Raw genomic sequence first — 20,193 nt, 5'->3', positions numbered from 1 at the left:
AAGGCAAGCACTGCCGCTCATGCGCAACTTGCGGCGGTTAGCGAGGTGGACGTATGGACTTGTCGCATTGGGTGACAAGCATTGTCGCGTTTGTGCGGGCCGGCTACCCCACCGGCATGCCGGCCCCCGGTCACGTGCCATTGGTGGCGTTGACGCGCCGACGACTCTGCGGCCACGACATCAGCGCCATCGCAAGCGATCTCATCGCGCGTCGCGTCTGGCCGATCAGCCCGATCGACATCGGGGTGGAGATCACCCGGATCACCAACGAGCTGCCGACACCGGAGGACGTCGAGCGTGTCCAGCGTCGCGTTCATGTGATTCGATGCTCGCGCGGGTAGCCGCGTCCGAATTCAGCGCCCTCATGTTGTTTTAGGCACCGGGCCGCCGCACGCGGCGAGATAGTCGGCGTAGTTCCAGGTCTGCAGAAACTGTTCGCCCGCTTGCAATCCTCGTCGGTAGAGGGCCTCACGCTGCTGCACGGTGATGTCGAAGTCGATCGGGCTGACTTCGTCGGCGGCCACGAAGACGGTGCGCCGGACGGTGCAGGGATCGTCGATGTAGGCGTTGTCCTGGTTGCTCACCAGCGTCTCTATCGCGGCGAGCCCCAACGACACCGGGCCGTGGACGGGATGCGTGGGCGGGATGCCGGGACGTGCCGACAGCCGGATTCCGAATGTGGGCCACCGTGGTTGGCCATCCGGCCGGTCGAACAACTGCACCGGAAAGTCCGACAGCAATCCGCCGTCCACCCATGTGGCGCCGGCGACCCGAACCGGTTCGAACACGTACGGGATGGCCGACGACGCGTGGACCGCGCGCGCGACCGAAAAGTCATCGGGGTCGATGCCATACGTGCTGAGGTCCCAGGGGATTCGCACCAGCCGGCGCCGTGACAGGTCGCTGGCCGTCACCACCAGGGACCACGCGAACTGTTCGGGCTGTTCGCCGGTGCGCAGGTCGCCGAACGTCCGCACGCCCAGATCACCGAGCAGCCCGGCGAGCAGCTGCTCGAGGTAGGCCCCCCGATACACACCGTCCGACGTCAGCAGGGACAGGGCGCCGCCGATCAGCGGAACCCGCCCGATCAGGTTGCGGTCGAGGAACTTCCGGTAATCGATGGAGCGCATGATGTCGGCCAACCGGCTGATCGGCTCACCGGCGACCTGCAGGGCGGCCACCAGCGAGGCGACGATCGCGCCCGCGCTGCTTCCCGCGACCCGGGGAAACCGGTACCCGGCCTGGTCGAGCGCGTCCACCGCTCCCACCAGTCCGATCCCCCGGACACCGCCGCCTTCGCACACCAGGTCGGCACGCACGTCACTCACTGCCACCAGCCTAGCCGGACCGGGCGGGGCTGTCCCGGCGCGGCACGCCGAAAACCGCGAGCACGATCAACACAGTCGGCGACCATCCACGCCGAAGAAATGCACGTGTCCCGGCTCCGGGTGCAGGCGCACCCTGCTGCCCCTTGCCGGTGGATTGCGTCCGTCGGCGCGCGCCACGATCGGCGCATCGATGACCTTGCCGGAGCCGGTGATTCGCCCGTACAGGTAGGCGTCCGCACCCAGTTCTTCCACCACGTCGACCTCCATTTCGACACCGAGGCCGCCCACCTCGAAGTGTTCGGGACGGACCCCGACGACGACCTCCCCCGCGGCACCGGCGATCTCCCGCGGCACCGCGACGGGCCAATCACCAAGCGACACGGCGGAATCCACAAGCGGCAGGGTGAACAAATTCATTGCCGGCGACCCGATGAAACCCGCCACAAAGACGTTGGCCGGGTTTCGGTAGAGCTCCCGGGGCGGGGCGAACTGCTGTAGCACGCCGTCGCACAGCACGGCGACGCGGTCACCCATGGTCATCGCCTCGACCTGATCGTGGGTGACGTAGACAGTGGTCGTACCCAGCCGCCGTTGCAATGCGGCGATCTGGTTGCGGGTCTGCACCCGCAGTTTCGCATCGAGATTGGACAGCGGTTCGTCCATCAGGAACACCTGCGGCCGGCGCACGATCGCGCGCCCCATCGCCACTCGCTGACGCTGGCCGCCGGACAGGTCCTTCGGTTTGCGATCGAGATACGGTTGCAGGTCAAGCAATTTCGCCGCGTCCAATACCCGTTCACGGATCTGCGCCTTCGGGGTTTTGGCGATCTTCATGGCAAAGCCCATGTTCTCGGCCACCGTCATGTGCGGGTAGAGCGCATAGTTCTGAAAGACCATCGCGACGTCGCGGTTCTTGGGATCGACACGGGTGACGTCTCGGTCACCGATCCGAATGCGTCCGGAGTCCACGGTTTCCAGCCCGGCCACCATCCGCAGCGAGGTGGTCTTGCCGCATCCGGATGGCCCCACCAGAACGACGAACTCGCCGTCGCCGACAACGAGATCCAGGTTGTCCAGCGCCGGGCGATCCGCTCCGGGATAGCGCCGCGTCGCCTGCTCGAAGCTCACCGAGGCCACGATCAGCCACCCATCCCGGTGACCGCGATGCCGCGGACAAACGAGCGTTGCGCGAACGCGTAGATGACGACCAACGGCAGCATGATGAGTATCGAGGTTGCCATCAGGACCGGCCACCGGGCAACGTATTCACCCTTCATCCGGACCAGCCCCAGCGTCAGCGTGGCCAGGCTGTTGCGCTGAATCATCAACAACGGCCAGAGAAAATCGTTCCAGACGTTGACCCAGGTGAGCACCGCGAGCACCATGACCGCCGGCCGGGCGTGGGGCAGCAGGATGCGCCAATAGACCTGCCATGGCGAACAACCGTCGAGTATCGCCGCCTCCTCCAGATCGGTCGGTAGGGTCCGGAAGAATTGCCGCATCAGGTACGTGCCGAACGCGCTACCGAAGAAGCCCGGCACGATCATTGCCCACGGAGTGTCGACCCATCCCAGGGTCCGCATGACGAGGAACTGCGGGATCACCGTCACCGTCAACGGCACCATCAACGTACCCAAATACATTACGAACAGCGCGTCGCGGCCGCGGAAATCCAGTCGCGCGAACGCATATCCGGCCAGCGAGCAAAAGAACACGTGCCCCGCGGTGACGCACCCCGCGTACAGCACGGTGTTGAAGAACATCCGCCCGAACGGCAGCAGCGCGAACACTTCGGTGTAGTTGGACCACCGCGGGTGCGCCGGCAGCAGGGTGGGCTCGCTGACCTCGCCTTCGGTTTTCAGCGAGCCCGACACCGCCCACGCGATCGGGAACAGCGCGCACCAGGCGATGCCGAGCAGCGCGGCATAGACCATGCCGCCGCGCAAGGCGGTGCGCCTGACGACCCCCTCACTTAAGCCCACGCGAAGTCTCCAAAGAACGTCGATGGCTCACTTTCAACTGCACGACGGTCAGCACCAGCAGGACGGCGAACATCACCCACGCCAGCGCGGACGCGTATCCGAACTCGAGGAACGAAAACGCGTGCTGGAACAGCATTATGCCCAGGACGTAGGTCGCCGATTCCGGTCCGCCGTTGGCTCCGGTGAGGACGTAGACCATGTCGAACGCCTGAAAGGCGTGGATGACCGAGATGATGACCACAAAAGAGATCGATCCCCGGATCAACGGCACCGTGATCGAGACGAATTGCCTTATCTCGCTTGCCCCGTCGATTTTGGCCGCCTCGTACACCGTCTCCGGGACGCCCTGCATCGCGGCCAACAAGACGACGGCGGCGAACGGTACGCTGCGCCACACGCTGACGATGCACAGCGAGACCATGGCCCAGTGGGGTTCGACCAACCATGGGACGGGGCCGAGCCCCACCCAGCCGAGCATGATGTTCAGCAAGCCGTTGTCGGTGTTGAAAACGAACTGCCACACCACCGCCATGACCACCGACGAGATGGCCAATGGGAGGAAGACAATGGTGCGGAAAATGCCGATGCCCCAGGCTTTCTGGTTCAGCACACCGGCGACAACCAAACTGATGACGACCGTGGGCACCACGGTCCCCAGGGTGAAGATCACCGTGTTGCGGATCGCGATCAAAAACAGCGGATCCGCGGTGAACAGCTCCCCGAAGTTCTTCAGCCCCACGAATTTCGGCGGTGTGAACACGTCCCACCGCTGAAAGCTCATGTACAGCGAGAAGCCCAGCGGAAAGAGCATGAACAGGGCGACGGCCACCAAATTGGGAGCGACGAACAGCCGGCCCGCCCACGCGTGGCGGCGCCATGGGCTCGGGTTTTCCGGGACCGTTGCGCCCGCCTTCGGCGCAGGGGTGGCCGCGCCACCCGAATGAATCGCGGTCATGGGCTGCGTAGCACTTCGTCGACGGAGCGGGACAGGCCGGCCAAGGACGTGGCCGGTTGGCGTCCGCGCAGGACGGGGCCAAAGTTGCGGTCGATCAACGCATTCACCTTCTCCCAGGCCGGGGTGATCGGCAGACCCTGCGAATACGCCGGGCCCTCGGTGAGCACGCTGAGATTGCCGATCCGCCGATGGGCGTTGGCGAATCCTTCCGAATTGAGCGCCGACCGCAGCACGGGAACGAACAGGCAGGATTCACCGATCAGCGCCTGGCCGACCGGACCCGTCGCGAATTTCACGAACTCCCAGGCCTGATCCTTGCGTGGACTGGTCGACGAGATGCCCAGCCCGGTGGTGCCGACGTCCGAACACGCCGGACGCCCGTTGGCGAGCGCCGGGCCGACCGGCAACGGCGCGACATCGAAATCGAGGTCCTCGGCGCGAAGGTAGGTCTGGTAGCGCCAGTGCCCGCCCAGCGCGATCGCCGCCCGTCCCACCGCGAACAGGTTGGGGGTGGACATCGACTGCGTCTCCGATGCGTTGGGCGCGACCCGGTGTTTGTTGGCCAGGTCGGCGTAGAACTGCACCGCCTCCTGGAAGGCGGCATCATCGAAATTGAGGTGGGTCGGATTCAGCCGCGGGTTGGACCAGGGGACGCCGTTGTTCATCGCGAACAGTCCCGCCGAGTAGGTCGACACCCAGGTGTTGACGAAGCCATACTGCGCCGCCCGCCCGGAGGCGTCGCGCTTGGTCAGCGCGCGGGCGGTGTCCAGGAATCCGCTGAAATCCCAAGGCCGTTGCCACGTGGTGGGCGGGGCGGGCACCCCAGCGTCGGCGAACAGCCGCTTGTTGTAGAACAGGTAGTTTCCCGACCATTGTTCGGGAAGGGCGAACTGGCTTCCGTTGAACGCAAACGTCTCATACAGCGCCGGGATGCTGTCCGCCTTGAGCTGCTGGGCGAACGCTTTGTCCCGCGCCAACAGAGGATTCAGATCCAGCAGCACACCGCGGTCGGCGAGTTCGGCGTAGGACAGTTCCCACGTCATCAGCACGTCGGGGCATTTGCCGCCGACACAGAACGTCGAAAGCTGTTGCATGATGCCCGGCCCGGACAGCACCGCACGCACCTTGATGTCGGGGTGGCGGCGCGCGAACTCGTCGATGATGCGCATCCTCGCCTCTCGCTCGTCCGGATTGGCCGCGAAGAAGAAGGTCAGCGCGTCGTCGTCGGGAGCGCAGCCGGCGGACCACGGTGCCAGCGCGACGGCGGACAGCGCGCCGGCGCCCCGCAGCAGGCTGCGCCGTCCGAACGGCTTGTCGAGCATGGCTCTCCCGGTCTAGCCGCGTTCCCGGCCGTTGGCCGGTTGTGTCTGACGTCCTTGGTACCCGACGAGCTTGTGATGTTCCTGGATCGGCCGGGCCGGCAGCGTAAGCGCCGCCCGGCGGATGCGCTCGGCATCGCCGGTGATGTCGATCGTGTGGATGCGGTCGTCGGCTCCGATGCCGATCACCAGCAGGACCTGAGCGCGCCCACGGGCGGCGATCACGATGCCCGGTGTCCCGTCGATGAGCATGACAGCACCGGCGCGCGCCCGCCGGGCGAAGCGGCGGGTCTCCTCGGCGACCTGCCGGGCGCCGCGCACCGTGGTGGGCACGTCCGCGGGGACCAGGGAGCGGTCAACCGTGCGCACGACGTCGGGTGCGAGCAGCTCGAGCAGGCTGGCGATGTCGCCGCCGCGGGAGGCCGCCAGGAACGCCTCGACCACCTCGAGGTGGCCGGCCGTGCTGCGGGGCTGGGCGGCCGGGGCGGCCTGCAGCCGGCCGCGGGCCCGGCTGGCGAGTTTCTTCGCCGCGTCCGGCGACCGATGCAACAACGCGGCGATCGTCTCGAACGGCATGGCGAACACGTCGTGCAGCACGAAAGCGACGCGCTGTGCCGGTGAGAGGCGGTCGAGCACGACGAGCAGGGCGCTGCTCACCGACTCCGAAAGCAGCGCGTCCTCGTCGGCAGGCGCCGACGCCGCCTCGGCCAGCCGGTCCAGCTCGTCGGGTTCGGCGAGGGGTTGCTCGGCGCGGCGCTTGCGCGCCCGCAGCTGGTCCAGCGCCTCGCGCGCGGTGATCGTCGTGAACCAACCGGAGAGGTTGTCGACGGCCCGAAAGTCCGCGCGGCTGGCCTTCAGCCACGCCGACTGCACCGCGTCGTCCGCGTCGGCCACCGAACCCAGCAGCTGGAACGCGACCGATCGCAGGTGCCGCCGATCCGCGTCGAAACGCTCCGCGAGAGCCACCAAATCCGTTGTTGCGCTCATGGGTCACCTTTTCTGCACGGGAATCGTCAAGGAGATGACCGCATCCACTGGACTTCCTGTTGCGAAGGAGACCAACACCATGACCCTACCGATTGTGCGCCGCGGCGCGCTCAGTAACCGGACAATTCGCCGCGGAACTCGCTGCGCGACAAGGGATTGATCCACATGAACACCGCACTTGTCGTGATCACCCTGTCGACCGCGGCCGTCACCGCCGCGATCGCCATCGCCGATTTCGTTCCGGCTCGATTCGTGCTGGCGAACTCCGCCCAAGTCGGGGTACCGCGTTCGTGGTTACCGGCGCTGGGCGCCGTGAAGCTGGCCGGAGCCGCCGGGATCGTGGTCGGGCTGCTGGGCGCACGCGAACTGGGCATCGCCGCCGCCGCAGGCCTGGTCCTGTTTTTCGTCGGCGCAGTGTTGACGCATGTGAAGGCGCGCGTCCTGTACAACATCGCGTTCCCCGGGGCCTACTTGTGCCTGTCCGCAACGTCGCTGGCGCTGATGGTCGCCCACTGAACATCGTCGGATCAGCCGGGAAAGTACCGGATCCGCTCGATCGCGTTGCCGCGCCGGGTCACATCGGCGAACATGATGGCGCGCCCGTGGCCCGAGTTGATGGAGACCGCGACCGTCGGGCCGGCGCTCTTGGTCTTGGTCGCGCCGGCCCCGTCCAGTTGTTCCACCAATTCGGCCAGCTCAAGCGGATCGCGATCACCCAAAGTTATTGGGGCCGTTGATGACAGCGCGCGTGCCGCGGCGAATGCGTCTCCTCGCGCGGCGGCGGCGAGGAATGTCCGCACCAGCCGTTGGTGGCGTGCCCCCGCCCGACGGAATCCGGCCATGAATCCCGCGGTCCCCCGCCATCCCTGATTGGTCAGCAGGCCTTTGGACAGGTGCAGCGCCGGGCTCGCCGCGCCCGGTCCGGTGCGCAGGAACTGCGCCATCATGGCGGGCAGTTCCCAGTACGCCCGTAGTTCGCCGATCAGCCACTCGCCGTTGGCTTCTCGGAGGTCGTAGCGCAGGAATGCGGGGATGTACATGGTCACGGCGGGGCCCATGGCGACCTCGAGCTCGAGATCGCGCAACACCGTCGTGCCGACGACGATGTCGAGATCGCGGTGGAATTTGATGTCACGCGGGCCGATGAACGTGTCGTAGAAACGGCCGATCTGTTCATGCCCCACGTGGGGCCGCGAGCCCACCGGATCCTCGACGCGGCCGTCGCGGGTGAACAGCCCCACCCATCCGGCCCGATCGTGCGCGGCGGCCGCCTGCGGTGAGCGCTCCACCGCCGCGAGTAGACGTTCCCGGTCCAGCGGCACCACCATTACGATCCCCCCACCAATTCGACGCCGACGGATTCCAATTCCGCCAGCGCCTGGGCGGCCGCATCCGCTGTTGTGGCCGCGGTCAGGTCGACGAGCACCCGGGTCCTCAGACCCGCCCGCGCCGCGTCCTCGGAGGTCCGCCGGACGCAATGGTCGGTGGCGATGCCGGCCACGTCGACGTCGTCAATGCCGCGCTGCCGCAACCACTCCAGGAGGGGGGTGCCGTTCTCGTCGGCACCTTCGAACCCACTGTACCCCGCGGAGTAGGCGCCTTTGCGAAAGACGGCATCGATGCGCGCGGTGTCCAAGTCGGGCCGAAATTCGGCGCCCGCGCTTCCGGCGACGCAGTGCGGCGGCCAGGTCGAGGAATAGTCCGGCCGGTCGGAGAAATGCCCGCCCGGGTCGATGTGGAAGTCCTGGGTGGCCACCACGTGGCGATAGCCCGGCGCGCTAGACAGGTAGGCGTTGATGGCGGGCGCCACGGCGGCGCCGCCGGCCACCGGCACGGCGCCGCCCTCGCAGAAATCGTTTTGCACGTCGACGACGATCAACGCTCGCACGGGCTCCACACTATCCCGCTGGGCCAGAGCGCCGCCCTAGCTGCGCAAATCGGCGTCACGGTTTGCTCGACAGGCAGTCGGGTAATACACCGGCCATGGTGATCAGGAGAATCGCGCGACCCCTGTTGTCAGTCGCATTCATCGGGCAAGGAGTCAATTCACTACTCAACCCCAAATCGGCGGCCCAGGCGGCGGCGCCGGCAGTGGACGGCTTGCAGGCGTTGCCGGATTCGGTGAGCGCCAACATTCCGAGCGACCCCGAGACGGTCGCCCAAATCACCGCGGCCGTCCAGATCGGTGGTGGCCTGCTGCTCGCCAGCGGGAAGCTTCCGCGCATCGCTTCGGCCGCGCTGGCGGTGACGGTGTTACCGGCCAACATTGGGGCGCACTCGTTCTGGAACGAAAGCGATCCGGCGGTCAAAGCCCAGAAACGGCAGCAGTTTCTGACCGACCTGAGCCTGTTGGGCGGACTGTTGATCGCCTCCGCCGACACCGCGGGCAAGCCGTCGCTGGGGTGGCGTGGACGCCGCGCGGCCGAACGGCTCTCCGAGCGGGTGTCGTCGGCGTGGCCCGGATCCGACGATTCGGCCTTCGACGGCGAATTGTCGGAGCTGGGCGACCGGATCGCGCACGGCCTGCACGTCGGCGCCGAACGCGGCCGCGAACTGGCCAGCACCGCGGCGGAACGGGGTGCGCCCTACGCCGAAGCCGCGCTGGAACGCGGCCGCGAACTGGCCAGCACGGCGGCGCAGCGCGGTGCGCCGTATGCCGAGACCGCGCTGGAGCGCGGCCGCGAGCTGGCCAGCACCGCGGCCGAGCGCAGCAAGCCGCTGGCGAAGAAGGCCCGCAAGCGCGGGGAGGAATGGGCCGACGAGGCCGCCGACCGCGCGGCCTACCTGGCCGAGAAGGCGCGTAAGCGCGGCGAAGAACTGGCCGAAGAGGCCGCCGATCGGGCCGCACCGCTGGCGAAGAAGGCGCGCAAACGCAGCGAGAAGCTCGCCAAAAAGGCGCGCAAGCGCAGTGAGAAGCTGGCCGACACGGCGCGGGTGCGCTCCGAGGAACTCGCCGAGACCGCGCGCAAGCGCGGCAGCCACTTGGCCGACACCGCACGCGAGCGCGTCGGCGGGCAGGTCGAGACCGGTCGGCGCAAGCTGTCCTGGTAATTGCGCGGGTTAGTCCGCCCAGCGTGACCGCAAGGCCCCTGGCGTCCACGCGGGCCAGTCCGGTGAACCGATCGTCGTGCCGCCGGTGAGGCGGGCGACGATGCGCGGCCCGCGAAGGCGGCTGTTGTCGTAGACGGTGGCGACGTCGGACAGCGCGATGGCGTCGGTGACTGGCGTCCACAAGCGACGATGGCGCTCTCGGACCTTGGTTTCCGGTACGTCGTGGCCGCCGGCCCGCACGCGGTGCCGGACACGTTCGACGGCAAGGTCTTCCGGGATGAGCATCGCGTGCAGGACGACGGTGAAGCCCGCTCGGTGGGCGGTGCGGATGAGGTCCAGCTTCGACGGGTGGGAAAACACGGTCTCCGCGATAAACGACCGCCCCAGGTCGATCAACTTCGCGCGCGTGTCGGCGGCGATTTGCGCGGCCTCGTAGGCGCGCCCCGCCGACTCCCCCGGCCAGCGCTGCCTTGCGATTTCGTCGGCGTTGACGACCGGGCTGCCGGGCAACAGCGGCGCCAGGGTGAACGCGATGAAGGTCGACTTGCCGGCACCGTTCGGCCCGACCACCAGGTCAAGTCGCTGCATCGGACCGCGCCGGCGAACGCCGGGTCAGCGCCCGCGCGCCAGCATTACGGCGGCGCCATCGGGCAGGTGCTCGACGATGTCGCCGTCCTCGTTGAGGGCGACCGTGGTGACCCCATGCCCGGCCAGCGTCGCCCCGTAGTTGGCGTGCACCAGGCTTTCTTCAATAGCCGCGGAGATCTCGGCGTTGAACACCACGCCTTCCTCGACGGTGAGTTCGCCGGTCGCCAGCTGGCCGGCCATCGCGGCCTCGACCCGCCGACGCGAGGCGGTGTGCTGGCTGGACACCGCGCGCCCGACACGCGCCCAGTGGTCGAGTTGCTGCTTGGCCGAACGGCTCTGGCGGGCGCCTTCGGAGGCCGCGCTGTCCATCAGGTCGGACGCCACCCGGGTCACACGATCGGGAGCGTCGGCCATGACTTCCTCCTGGGGCGCAGCATGTCGTTACGTTCTGTAGCAGAATGATACACCGGCGCGTTTGGCCCTGCTAGCCGCGCTGCCGCAGCACGGCGTCGACGATCGCCTCGACGTCTTCGCCGGCGTCGACGGTCCCGCCGACCTCGTCGGGGCCGAGGGGCTCCAGGGTGTCCAATTGCGAGCGCAGTAGCGCGGCCGGCATGAAGTGGTCGGTCCGGGCCGCCAGCCGGCGGGCGATCAGTTCCGCCGAACCGGACAGATGCAGGAACTCAACACCCGGGCAGTGCGCGCGCAACTGGTCGCGGTACGTCCGTTTCAGCGCCGAACAACTCACCACCCCGCCGTCGCGGTGAGCGGCGAGCCATTCGCCGACCTTGTCCAGCCAGGGATAGCGGTCGTCGTCGTCGAGCGGTTCGCCGGCCGCCATTTTCGCGATGTTGGCGGCCGGGTGCAGCGTGTCGGCGTCAACGAACGGGACCCACGTACGTTGCGCGAGCGCCGCCCCGACGGTCGACTTGCCCGATCCGGATACGCCCATCACGACGACGGGAGCCGTTCGGCTCACCCGGATTGTTCGCCGAGGTTGCGGTTCCATTCCAGCCAGCCGACACCGTTGCGCCCGTCGGCGGTGGTGATCGTGGCCCAGACGCGGGGGAACTGGCTGACCCGCCCGTCGGCGGCGACAAGCCGGACCGGCGCCTGGCCGCGGACGTCCACGTTGGCGGTGATCTCCCCCGGGTTGAGCGTCAGCGTCGCCTCCAGCGGTAACCCGTTGCCGTCGAAGGACTCTCGCGAGTCGACGGTCTGCAGCTCGGTGACCCGGCCGTCGGCGCGTTGGGTGTAGCCGATGCTGAACGCGGGCGCCCCGGGAATGCGGATGTTGACGCCGTGCAGATGGGTGCCGTCGTCCAGGTGCAGCGCGCTCCACATCCAATCCATGCCCCACCAATCGCGCACCCCCCAGGAGTGATCGCGTTGGCCGGGAACCGCGTCGAGGCGGTAATCGATCCCGTCGATGCTGACGGTGCCCGAGACGGTGCACGGAATCTCATACCGCGTCGTCACCCCGTACTTGTACGGCGTGCCGTCGGTGTCCCAGACCAGGCTCATGGTCATGTCGACCGGCGTTCCGGATTCCCCGCGCAACAGCGCCGCCGGGTCGGCGTACGCCTGACCCCGCGCGCGCACGTCGACGCGATAGCTCCGCAATGGCGTACCGGCGGAATGGCCGAGCTCGAACTCGTCGGCGCGCACCGTCCACGGGTCCGCCGGCAGCGGAACCTGCGCGTCGACGGCGACGGTCGGCACGTCGGGGCCGCACAGCAGCACGTGCACCCATGCGGTCTGCTCGTTGGCCACCAGGCCGAGGCGGAACCAGCCCCCCAATCCCTGTGCGGTGTCGGCGAAGTCGGCGTACCAGCTCTCGCTCCACAACGGTTCGGCGGTGGGATCGTGGGCGAGCTCATCCTCGGGCGAGGGTTGCAACGGCTCGGGCGCCACCGCGGCGGGCAGCGTCGCCAGCGCGTCCGTGTCCAGGACGTGATCGCAGTGCCGGCGCAGCATCGTCATGAACATCTGGTCACCACGGTCGGTGCGCTCCACCAGCATCGAGGAGACGATCGCCATCATCACGCCAAAAAAGCTCTGCCGGCGCACGCCGTCGGCGACGTCGGCCAGGGTCAGGGGCGCTTGGGGCCCCAGCGCCTCGTGGTATGCCCGCAGCAGCGCGTCGTAGTGCTCGCGGCGGTCCTCGGTGGGCAGCGCGCACCCGAGGAAATAGGACAGGTCGGTCAGTGCCGGTCCCCACGACACCGTCTGCCAGTCGACCACCGTCAGCGCGCGGTCGGCGCCCGAGGTACCGAACAGCATGTTGTCCAACCGGTAGTCGCCGTGCACCAGGCCCTGTATCCCGGACGCCTGGGCCTCCTGGTCGAGGTAGGCGTCGAACGCGGCAACCAGGCGCTCGCACACCACGCGGTGCTCCGGTGCGATCTGGTCGCCGTAACGGTCGACGAATCCGGCGTACAGCGGGGTGATCATCGCCTGGTTCAGCGGCGCCTCGCGGTTGAGCCACGGCGCTTCGGCCAGCGAGACGTCACCGAGCAGCGGGCCGTGCAGCCGTCCGAGTTCGACGGCGCCGAGGCGGGCCTGTTCGATTGTGGCGCCGGCGATTTCATCGCCGACCACGGCCGGGCCCGCGTCGCCCAGCAGCAGGTCGAACACGCCCGTCGAGGTGTCGACCGCCGCGTGATAGCAGGGCGCGATCGGCCCGCCCAGTCGAGGCGCGATGTCGCCGTAGAAGCGGACCTCCCGCTCGTAGAGTCCCAGCGCCAGCCCGGTCTGCCGGCTCACCGGGTCGGTGGCCGCGACCTTGAGCACCACCGACTCGGGCCCGCCGTCGGCCTGCGCGTAGTTGAGCCGGATGCGGTAGCACTCACTCATCTGGCCGGTGCCGATGCGCTCGACCGAGAAATCGGCGATGGTTCCGGTGCCGATCACCGCGGCCAACCAGGAGGCGGTGAGGTCACTCGGGGTTTCGATGACTTGCTCGGTCTCGGCGTGCATGAGGGTTAGCGTGCCAGGTCAGTGCGCGAGTGAGAAGCCGTCCCAGGCCATCCGGCGGTGCGGGTGTGGATCGAACTCGACCCGCGATTTGCGGTCGAAGACCATCACGGCGCGGTCGGTGGCGTTGTAGCGGGGCCAATCCTCGCCCGGGACGCCGGTGCGGCTGAAGGCGCGCCACCGCCGTTGCACCTGGTTGCTGACCCGCAACGCCGCGCGCCGGTCGGCCGCCGCGGTCAGCAGGGCGCCGAATCTGGTGCGGTAGACGTCGAAGACGGCCAACAACTCGGTGGCATGGGTGGCGCCGAAACCCGACCAGCGCAACGTGCGCGGGGCGTAGTCATACCGGTAGAGGTAGGTCGGCGCGTGCGCGCTGTGGGCCTCGGCGATCTGCCAGGCCGCCGATCCGAACGCGAAGTCACCGCCGAGCTGGATGCACGCCGCCCGCTCGGGGTAGTCCGGGTACGCGGCGGTAATGCGTTCGCGGATAGCGGGTTCCGCCTCGGCCAGTAGCTCTTCGACCATCGACTCGTTGGTCGGCAACATCGCCAGGAACCGGGTGAACAGCCGGCCCTCTTCGGCGTTGGTGCCGACGATCAGCGGTACCGGGTGCGCGTCACCGCGCCGCATCGCCTCGACGGGATCCATCGGCAGCACGTCGTCCCCGACGACCGGACCAATCGGGAAGGCACCCAGCCTGTTCTGCATGCCCTCGTCGATCAATGCGTGCTGGGTTTTCACCAGTTGGGCGGCCGACGCCCGCATCAGCGCGTCGGCGGCGTCCTGCTTGCGCACGCCCAGCAGGCCGGCGAAGCGGTTCGCGAACTCGGCGGCAACCTCTTTGGACCGCGTGAGGCCCGATGCGGGACTCTCCGAAATGGCCCGGGCGAACAGGCCTTTGGCGGAGGGCACCGCCAGCAGGGAGGCGGTGATGCACGCGCCGGCGCTCTCGCCGAAGATCGTCACATTGTCCGGGTCACCGCCGAACCCGGCGATGTTGTCGCGCACCCACTGCAACGCCAGCACCAGATCGCGCAGATACAAGTTGCTGTCAATGGTGATGTCGGGTGTCGACAGCGACGAGAAGTCCACACATCCCAGCGCGCCCAGCCGGTAGTTCACCGACACGTACACGCATCCCCGGCGTGCCAGGGCCGCGCCGTCGTAGAGCGGTGTCGCCGAGCTGCCAAGGAAGTACCCGCCGCCGTGGATGAAGACCATCACCGGCAGCGGCCCCTCCGTGGCACCCTCGGGCGCCACGACGTTGAGGGTGAGGCAGTCCTCGCTCATCGGTTGATAGCGGCCGCCCAGACCCGACAGGCCGAGCAGGGTGTAACGGCGCTGCTGGGGTGCGCAATTGGCGAAGCCGTGGCAGTGCCGCACCCCAGACCACGACGCCGCCGGCTGCGGCGCTTGGAAGCGCAGGTCTCCCACCGGTGGACGGGCATACGGGATCGACCGCCACCGATGGACCCCGTCGCGGGTGAAACCCTCGACGGTGCCGGTGGCCGTGCGTGCGCGGACAGTCCGGTCATGCATAACCCGACGGTAACCGACATGACGGCGTTAACGCGCGCGCAGCGCGTTATTTGCCCGGCGCGGCGGTTAGCCTGACTGGATGCGGATAGCTGCGATGATCGCCGCGTCGGTACTGGTCGCCGGCTGCTCACACACCACGGGCAACCATTCGGAGCCGACACCGAGTACCACCCAGACCTCCGTTGGGCCGTCCGGAAGCAAGACGCCAGGAGCATCCGCCGCGCCGGCCGCCGGCGCCGCGGTCTCCGACGTCATCGCGTGGATAGAGGCGGCCCGGCCCGCCGATCCTGGCCGCTACCACACGGCTATACGCGACGGCGTGGCCACACCCCTGGGCAGCGACATCGCCCTGGCGGCGGTGGGCGGCAAAGTCTCCTGCATGACGGATGCCGCGCACACCGACGGCGCGCTGAATTGCCTGGTGAACCTGGCGACTCCGGCGCCGGCGCCCGCGACCGCGTATGGCGAATGGCAGGGCGGTTGGGTCACCTTCGACGGGATGCGCCTGCAGGTGGGAGCCGCGCGGGCCGACCCCGGCCCCTTCGTCAACGGCAACGGACCGGAGCTGGCGAATGGGGATTCGCTGTCGTTCGGCGACTATCGGTGCCGCGCGGACCAAGCCGGCCTGTATTGCGTGAACTACGCGCATCAGTCGGCGGCGCGTTTTGCGCCCGCGGGCATTCAGCCGTTCGGCTGCCTGAAGTCGGTGCCGCCGCCCGACGGGGTCGGCGCGGCGTTCAGCTGCTGAGGATTTCATTGCCCAACGTCGAGTTGTTGCGTGAAATCGCGGCATTCGACACCAACAACTCCACGTTCGGCGGTGGTGGTGGTGTGCGACGCGGTGGTGGGTTCACCAGGTGACCGGAAGCTCTTTCATGCCGTAAATGTCGGCCTCTTTGAACCGCAACTCCTCCGGCGGAACGGCCAGCTTCAGCCCGGGCAGCCGTCGCGCGAGGGTGGCGAACGCGACCTGCATCTCCACGCGGGCCAGGTTGGCCCCGATGCACTGGTGCACGCCGTACCCGAAACCCAAGTGTCCGCGCGTGTTTCGATCGATGTCGAAACTCTCTGGGTCGCCGACGAATTCGGTGTCCCAGTTTCCGGCGGGCAGGTTCATCATCACGAACTCCCCTGCCCGGATCAACTGGCCACCGATCACCAGATCTTCGGTCGCCACGCGGTCGACCTGGCTGTGCACGATGCTCAGATAGCGCATCAGCTCTTCGACGACGTTCGCGATGAGGGCGGGATCGTCGGTCTGGCCGAGCCGCTCGAAGGCGCTCGGATGTTGCAGCAGCGCAACGGTTCCCAGTGAGATCATATTGGCGGTGGTCTCGTGACCCGCCTGCATCATGATCACACTGTTCATCGCCGCGGTCGCGTGGTCGAGTTGACCCGTCGCGACGTACTCGGTGATCATGCGGCTGATCAGATCGTCGCCGGGTTCGCGCTCCTTGCGTTGCACCAACTCCTGGATGTAGGCGTACATCGCCCCGAAGGCCTGTCCCTTTTCCGCCTCGGACGTCTTCTGGTCGAGCCCGGCGGTGGTGTTGCGCTGGAAAAGCTCGAGATCTTCGGGCGGCACACCCAGCAGCAGCGCGATCACCAATGATGGTACCGGCAAGGCGAATTCACGCACCAGATCGGCAGGCGGCCCCACCGCGATCATCTCGTCAAGAAAATGGTCGACCATCTCCTGGATCTGCGGCCGCATCGATTCGCAACGCCTGAAGGTGAAGTTGCCGGTCATCATCCGCCGGATCCGGTGATGCTCGGGATCGTCGGTGCGCGCGAACATCACCGGGACCTCGTTGTCGGCGTTGGTGGGCATGATGGAGTCCGGAATGGTCTTCGCGGACAGCCGCGGATCGACCAGCGCCGCCCTGATGTCGGAGTAGCGGCTCACCACCCAGACCGGATTGCCGTGGAACATCGCCTGTCGTAGCCCGGGCTCTTCCCGCCAGCTCGCGAACTCTACCGGCGTTGCGAGCGGACAGTGGGCGGGACGCGGCACGGGCAGTGCAGGAAGCTCCGCGTCCGAGCAGGAGTCGGATGCCTCGAAAGATATTGACATAAGCCGCGTTTCCCATTAAATGTCAGTTATCTGCCAGTTGTAGAGCGTAAAGGGACCGTTGTCGGTAGTCAACTGTCGGTTACGCTGTCACGATGACCGCGGTGGAGGACCGGCCGTTGCGGGCGGACGCGGCGCGCAACGTCGAGCGCATACTGCGCGCGGCGCGCGAGGTCTACGGCGAGTTGGGCCCGGACGCCCCGGTGGAGGCGGTCGCCCGCCGGGCCGGCGTCGGCGAACGAACCCTCTACCGCAGGTTTCCGACCAAGGCGGATCTCGTCCTGGCGGCGCTGGAACAGAGCATCGCCGAGGATCTCACGCCGGTGATCGACGGCGCCCGCCGCGCGAAGGATCCTCTGCGCGGTCTGACCGAATTGATCGAAGCGGCGATCTCGCTCGGCGCGCGCGAACACAGCCTGCTGGCCGCCGCCCGCCGGGCCGGGTCCCTCACGTCCGACATCTCCATGTCGCTCAATGCCGCGCTCGCCGAGCTTGCCCGGGAAGGCCAGCGCCTCGGCAGGATTCGCGCCGACCTGGTCAGCGACGACCTGCCTCGGTTGATCGCCATGCTCTTCAGCGTGCTCTCGACGATGGATTCCGACAGCGACGGCTGGCGACGCTACGTCGCCCTCGTCGTCGATGCCATATCGGTCGATGAGCGGCGGCCATTGCCCCCGGCGGCCGAACTGCGCTACACGCTGCCGCCGGACGGCTGGCCTCTGTGAAGGAACGGCCGCTCAGCTGGCCGGCAGACCCGCCTTGACCGCGGCGTCCTGTTTGCGCGCGAGATCGAGCAGGATGTCGGCTGGCGTGGGATTGCCTATGACACAGTCGAATTCCATATCGACCATGGCCCTGCCCTCGACGAATACCGCCTCAGAGATCTCCATCGGATTCGCCGGGTCGGTGCTCTGCCCGATCACCATGAATCCGTTGGTGCCGACGTCGATGGGCTGCTGCTCGCCGCTGACCTTCTTGCCGACGACGTCGCGCATGTTCGCGGCCGTCTTGTCGGCCGTCGCCGCGTCGGGAAAGACCGCGATCGTGTCGATGATGGTGCGCTTGCCGTCGGGGTTCTTGAAGACCTGCCCCACGCCGACGATGCCGCCCGGATTCTGGCTGGGCGGCCCGTCAGCGGTGGCGTGCGGGCCGACGTCGGAGGCCTGGATGAGCAAGGAGCTGTAGTTCGCCGGCGCCCCGGGTGAAGACGGGGCGCTCGACGAGATGGCCGCGCTCGACGACGCGGCCGGACCCGATGGCGCCGTCGAGTTCTTGTCCTCGCCGCAGCCGGCGATCGCGGCGCTGAGCAGCATCGCGGCGGCCGCCAGGCCGACCGCGGACGTCCGGACCTTTGTCATGAGCCCTCCTTTGTGAGGTCAGCTATTTGTAACCCGTACCCGGGCCACCCGCAGCGTGAACACGCAAACTATGTGGGCCGGCGGGCAAATCGCCATCGGACCAGTTTCGCTTCAGTTGATGGTGACGCCCGCGTCGACCTTGAACTCCAGCCCGGTCACGTATCTGGACTCGTCGGAAAGCAGGAACAACACTGCGCTGCTGACGTCGGCGGGCTCGACAGCCGGCGTGGGCATCGCATTGACGAAGATGGGAATGAGATCGGACCGCTGCTCACCCAGGAGAGGCCCGAACGACGGCGGAACCATCCCGGTGGGCACGCCCGTGGGAAGCACGGTGTTGACACGCACGTTCTGCGCCGCCAGCTCGTTGGCCAAGGCCAGCGTCAAGCCGACGACGCCGTGCTTGGCCGCCGTGTAGGGCGTCTGGAGCGGGAATCCCTTGATGGCGCCGGCGGAGCTGATGTTGACCAGGCTGCCTCCACCTTGCTCGAGCAGGTGCGGTATCGCGGCCGCACAGGTGTTCCAGACGCCGATCAGGTTCACGTCGACCACCGTGCGCCACTGTTCGGCAGTGGTCTTGTCCCACGGCGCCACCGTCAGCACGCCGGCGTTGGCGACCGCGCCGTCAAGGCCGCCCAGCTCGCCGACTCCCTCGTCGACCGCGGACCGCAGGTGCGCCTCGTCGCGGACGTCGACAACGCGACTCACGCATCGGCGACCGAAAGCCCGTACCAGCCTTACTGTTTCGGTGAGGTCGTCCTCGGTGGCCAAGGGATATTCAATCTGCGGCAGGGATCGGCAGATGTCGACGAGGATGAGGTCCGCGCCCTCCTCCGCAAGGCGCAGCGCATGGCCGCGACCCATGCCGCGGGCGGCGCCGGTGATCAGAATGCGTTTACCGGCAACGCGTCCTGGAGCCGGGGTGGTCAGTTCAGTGCTCGTTCCACATCAGCCCGCGCATCGTCGCTGACAATGGGATGTCCTCGACCCCGATCAGCCCTTGGGGCGCGCGGCACACCCAGTCGATCGCGTTGACCGCCCGGCCGGCGGTCGAGATACAGCCGGCATCGGTGGAATCGTAAAGGGGGTGGGATACGTGGGTGTTGATCTCCACCCGCGGCTCGCCCTCCACGACGACGCGGTGCACACCGGTGTGGCCATCGGGCGGGAATTCCCAGCCGGGCGCGGCGGCCGGGGTGAGCCTGGTGACGTGCTCGAGGGTGATGACCGGCTTGCCGTCGCGCACGCCCTCGGTGGCGAATCGGACCGCGGCCATCTGCCCCGGCTGGACGGTCATCATCGTGCATTCGATGCGTTCGGGCGTGTACCACGGCTCGCAGCGCTGGCGCACGTCGTCGAGCGTGATGTCGAGATGGTCGGCCAGACTGCGGACCTGACCGCCCCACATCGCCACGATCACTCCGGGCAAGAACATCATCGGTGAGTCGTCGTCGGGTGTGGTGCCGAACCCCATTGCCGCGCCGGTGAACTCGGCATCGTCGTAGTTTCCGTAGTCGAAGATCTCCTGCACGGTGATCGACGAGATCCGCGTGGTCAGGCTGGCCGCCGAATGCACCAGCGTATCGCCGGAGAAGCCGGGGTCGATGCCGTTGACGTAGAGCGAGGCGTTGCCTGCCGCGCAGGCGCGCTCCAAGGGCTCTCGCAACCAATCGTCGGCATGGCGGGGTGTCACCAGCCAGACCATCGATGTGCCAACGACGTTGATGCCCGCCGCGAGGAACTTGGCCATCTGTTCGATGGCTTCCATGGGTCGCGTCTCACCCTGAGACGTGTAGACGACGCAATCGGCGCCAAGATTGAGCAGTGCGTCGATATCGTCGGTGGCGATGATGCCGGTCGGCTCGTCCAGCCCGCAGAGCTGCGCCGCGTCCTTGCCGATCTTGTCGGCGCTGGCGGCGTGCACGCCGACCAGTTCCAGATCCGGTCGGCCGATGATGGCCCGCAACGAGTGCCGGCCCACATTCCCGGTGGAAAACTGTATGACTCTGCGCACTTACCCTCATCCTTCCGACCGTGAG

General features: G+C 67.7%; 22 protein-coding genes. 5 read left to right on the top strand and 17 right to left on the bottom strand.

The window, feature by feature from the left end:
- The first annotated feature begins 53 nt into the window (after positions 1-53).
- Positions 54-341 (top strand): DUF3349 domain-containing protein, encoded by a 288-nt coding sequence (locus K883_RS20140; protein WP_020822450.1) that lies wholly within the window; start codon positions 54-56, stop codon positions 339-341.
- 21 nt (positions 342-362) lie between these two features.
- Here K883_RS20140 and K883_RS20135 read toward each other — a convergent pair whose 3' ends face one another.
- From K883_RS20135 to K883_RS20110, 6 genes are all read right to left on the bottom strand, one after another.
- The gene (locus tag K883_RS20135; RefSeq protein ID WP_020822449.1) at positions 363-1,328 is read right to left on the bottom strand and encodes a patatin-like phospholipase family protein; all 966 of its coding nucleotides are present in this window, start codon (positions 1,326-1,328) and stop codon (positions 363-365) included.
- Between the two features lie 66 nt (positions 1,329-1,394).
- On the bottom strand, positions 1,395-2,465 hold the full coding sequence (locus K883_RS20130; RefSeq protein ID WP_020822448.1) for an ABC transporter ATP-binding protein: 1,071 nt from the start codon (positions 2,463-2,465) through the stop codon (positions 1,395-1,397).
- Between the two features lie 2 nt (positions 2,466-2,467).
- Complete coding sequence (locus tag K883_RS20125) at positions 2,468-3,262, bottom strand: carbohydrate ABC transporter permease (protein WP_014711574.1); 795 nt, start codon at positions 3,260-3,262, stop codon at positions 2,468-2,470.
- Positions 3,263-3,296: 34 nt separating this feature from the next.
- Complete coding sequence (locus tag K883_RS20120) at positions 3,297-4,265, bottom strand: carbohydrate ABC transporter permease (protein ID WP_020822447.1); 969 nt, start codon at positions 4,263-4,265, stop codon at positions 3,297-3,299.
- On the bottom strand, positions 4,262-5,587 hold the full coding sequence (locus tag K883_RS20115; RefSeq protein WP_020822446.1) for an ABC transporter substrate-binding protein: 1,326 nt from the start codon (positions 5,585-5,587) through the stop codon (positions 4,262-4,264). The genes K883_RS20120 and K883_RS20115 overlap by 4 nt, the downstream gene beginning before the upstream one ends.
- 12 nt (positions 5,588-5,599) lie before the next feature.
- On the bottom strand, positions 5,600-6,571 hold the full coding sequence (locus K883_RS20110) for a sigma-70 family RNA polymerase sigma factor (protein ID WP_020822445.1): 972 nt from the start codon (positions 6,569-6,571) through the stop codon (positions 5,600-5,602).
- Between the two features lie 165 nt (positions 6,572-6,736).
- Here K883_RS20110 and K883_RS20105 point away from each other — a divergent pair, with 165 nt between their 5' ends.
- Positions 6,737-7,087, top strand: coding sequence for a DoxX family protein (locus K883_RS20105; protein WP_008256426.1), 351 nt, complete (start codon positions 6,737-6,739; stop codon positions 7,085-7,087).
- 11 nt (positions 7,088-7,098) lie between these two features.
- Here the strand turns inward: K883_RS20105 and K883_RS20100 are convergent, their stop codons facing one another.
- Positions 7,099-7,899 (bottom strand): nuclear transport factor 2 family protein, encoded by an 801-nt coding sequence (locus tag K883_RS20100; RefSeq protein WP_020822443.1) that lies wholly within the window; start codon positions 7,897-7,899, stop codon positions 7,099-7,101.
- Positions 7,899-8,459: a pyrazinamidase PncA gene (pncA, locus tag K883_RS20095; protein WP_014711572.1), complete on the bottom strand. Its 561-nt coding sequence runs from the start codon at positions 8,457-8,459 to the stop codon at positions 7,899-7,901. Before pncA ends, K883_RS20100 begins: the two co-directional genes overlap by 1 nt.
- A 95-nt stretch (positions 8,460-8,554) precedes the next feature.
- Here pncA and K883_RS20090 point away from each other — a divergent pair, with 95 nt between their 5' ends.
- Positions 8,555-9,622, top strand: a complete 1,068-nt coding sequence (locus K883_RS20090; RefSeq protein WP_020822441.1) for a DoxX family protein — start codon at positions 8,555-8,557, stop codon at positions 9,620-9,622.
- Positions 9,623-9,631: 9 nt separating this feature from the next.
- On the opposite strand, the gene K883_RS20085 is transcribed toward K883_RS20090, so the two are convergent.
- From K883_RS20085 to K883_RS20065, 5 genes are all read right to left on the bottom strand, one after another.
- Entirely contained in the window at positions 9,632-10,210 is a 579-nt protein-coding gene (locus K883_RS20085) for a zeta toxin family protein (protein ID WP_014711570.1), read from the bottom strand.
- Between the two features lie 24 nt (positions 10,211-10,234).
- Complete coding sequence (locus K883_RS20080; protein WP_008256419.1) at positions 10,235-10,624, bottom strand: TA system antitoxin ParD family protein; 390 nt, start codon at positions 10,622-10,624, stop codon at positions 10,235-10,237.
- Positions 10,625-10,694: 70 nt separating this feature from the next.
- The gene (locus K883_RS20075) at positions 10,695-11,189 is read right to left on the bottom strand and encodes a gluconokinase (protein WP_014711569.1); all 495 of its coding nucleotides are present in this window, start codon (positions 11,187-11,189) and stop codon (positions 10,695-10,697) included.
- A complete protein-coding gene (locus K883_RS20070) occupies positions 11,186-13,189 on the bottom strand; it encodes a DUF7064 domain-containing protein (protein WP_014711568.1) in 2,004 nt (667 codons plus the stop codon). Before K883_RS20070 ends, K883_RS20075 begins: the two co-directional genes overlap by 4 nt.
- Positions 13,190-13,207: 18 nt before the next feature.
- Positions 13,208-14,725: a carboxylesterase/lipase family protein gene (locus K883_RS20065; protein ID WP_014711567.1), complete on the bottom strand. Its 1,518-nt coding sequence runs from the start codon at positions 14,723-14,725 to the stop codon at positions 13,208-13,210.
- A gap of 79 nt (positions 14,726-14,804) precedes the next feature.
- Between K883_RS20065 and K883_RS20060 the strand changes: the two genes are divergently transcribed.
- The gene (locus tag K883_RS20060; RefSeq protein ID WP_179945108.1) at positions 14,805-15,473 is read left to right on the top strand and encodes a hypothetical protein; all 669 of its coding nucleotides are present in this window, start codon (positions 14,805-14,807) and stop codon (positions 15,471-15,473) included.
- Between the two features lie 102 nt (positions 15,474-15,575).
- Here K883_RS20060 and K883_RS20055 read toward each other — a convergent pair whose 3' ends face one another.
- Entirely contained in the window at positions 15,576-16,799 is a 1,224-nt protein-coding gene (locus K883_RS20055) for a cytochrome P450 (protein ID WP_036455752.1), read from the bottom strand.
- Between the two features lie 92 nt (positions 16,800-16,891).
- On the opposite strand from K883_RS20055, the gene K883_RS20050 reads away from it, so the two are divergent.
- Complete coding sequence (locus K883_RS20050) at positions 16,892-17,521, top strand: TetR/AcrR family transcriptional regulator (RefSeq protein ID WP_008256409.1); 630 nt, start codon at positions 16,892-16,894, stop codon at positions 17,519-17,521.
- A 12-nt stretch (positions 17,522-17,533) separates the two neighbouring features.
- Here K883_RS20050 and K883_RS20045 read toward each other — a convergent pair whose 3' ends face one another.
- From K883_RS20045 to K883_RS20035, 3 genes are all read right to left on the bottom strand, one after another.
- On the bottom strand, positions 17,534-18,154 hold the full coding sequence (locus K883_RS20045; RefSeq protein ID WP_008256406.1) for a hypothetical protein: 621 nt from the start codon (positions 18,152-18,154) through the stop codon (positions 17,534-17,536).
- 111 nt (positions 18,155-18,265) lie between these two features.
- Positions 18,266-19,084 (bottom strand): mycofactocin-coupled SDR family oxidoreductase, encoded by an 819-nt coding sequence (locus K883_RS20040; RefSeq protein WP_036455750.1) that lies wholly within the window; start codon positions 19,082-19,084, stop codon positions 18,266-18,268.
- Between the two features lies 1 nt (position 19,085).
- Positions 19,086-20,168, bottom strand: a complete 1,083-nt coding sequence (locus K883_RS20035) for an NAD(P)H-dependent amine dehydrogenase family protein (RefSeq protein WP_014711564.1) — start codon at positions 20,166-20,168, stop codon at positions 19,086-19,088.
- Between the last annotated feature and the right edge of the window lie 25 nt (positions 20,169-20,193).

The sequence above is a fragment of the Mycobacterium sp. TKK-01-0059 genome, assembly GCF_000709305.1.
Classification (GTDB): domain Bacteria; phylum Actinomycetota; class Actinomycetes; order Mycobacteriales; family Mycobacteriaceae; genus Mycobacterium; species Mycobacterium intracellulare.
Note: the sequence above shows the minus strand (reverse complement) of the source record. Positions and strands in the feature narration are given on the sequence as shown.

Bases quoted from the DNA above. Each gene is read 5' to 3' on its own strand.
- K883_RS20140 (WP_020822450.1), top strand. From the start codon at position 54: ATGGACTTGTCGCATTGGGTGACAAGCATTGTCGCGTTTGTGCGGGCC.
- K883_RS20125 (WP_014711574.1), bottom strand. From the start codon at position 3,262: ATGGTCTATGCCGCGCTGCTCGGCATCGCCTGGTGCGCGCTGTTCCCG.
- K883_RS20120 (WP_020822447.1), bottom strand. From the start codon at position 4,265: ATGACCGCGATTCATTCGGGTGGCGCGGCCACCCCTGCGCCGAAGGCG.
- K883_RS20115 (WP_020822446.1), bottom strand. From the start codon at position 5,587: ATGCTCGACAAGCCGTTCGGACGGCGCAGCCTGCTGCGGGGCGCCGGC.
- K883_RS20110 (WP_020822445.1), bottom strand. From the start codon at position 6,571: ATGAGCGCAACAACGGATTTGGTGGCTCTCGCGGAGCGTTTCGACGCG.
- K883_RS20105 (WP_008256426.1), top strand. From the start codon at position 6,737: ATGAACACCGCACTTGTCGTGATCACCCTGTCGACCGCGGCCGTCACC.
- K883_RS20100 (WP_020822443.1), bottom strand. From the start codon at position 7,899: ATGGTGGTGCCGCTGGACCGGGAACGTCTACTCGCGGCGGTGGAGCGC.
- K883_RS20090 (WP_020822441.1), top strand. From the start codon at position 8,555: ATGGTGATCAGGAGAATCGCGCGACCCCTGTTGTCAGTCGCATTCATC.
- K883_RS20085 (WP_014711570.1), bottom strand. From the start codon at position 10,210: ATGCAGCGACTTGACCTGGTGGTCGGGCCGAACGGTGCCGGCAAGTCG.
- K883_RS20080 (WP_008256419.1), bottom strand. From the start codon at position 10,624: ATGGCCGACGCTCCCGATCGTGTGACCCGGGTGGCGTCCGACCTGATG.
- K883_RS20070 (WP_014711568.1), bottom strand. From the start codon at position 13,189: ATGCACGCCGAGACCGAGCAAGTCATCGAAACCCCGAGTGACCTCACC.
- K883_RS20065 (WP_014711567.1), bottom strand. From the start codon at position 14,725: ATGCATGACCGGACTGTCCGCGCACGCACGGCCACCGGCACCGTCGAG.
- K883_RS20060 (WP_179945108.1), top strand. From the start codon at position 14,805: ATGCGGATAGCTGCGATGATCGCCGCGTCGGTACTGGTCGCCGGCTGC.
- K883_RS20055 (WP_036455752.1), bottom strand. From the start codon at position 16,799: ATGTCAATATCTTTCGAGGCATCCGACTCCTGCTCGGACGCGGAGCTT.
- K883_RS20050 (WP_008256409.1), top strand. From the start codon at position 16,892: ATGACCGCGGTGGAGGACCGGCCGTTGCGGGCGGACGCGGCGCGCAAC.
- K883_RS20045 (WP_008256406.1), bottom strand. From the start codon at position 18,154: ATGACAAAGGTCCGGACGTCCGCGGTCGGCCTGGCGGCCGCCGCGATG.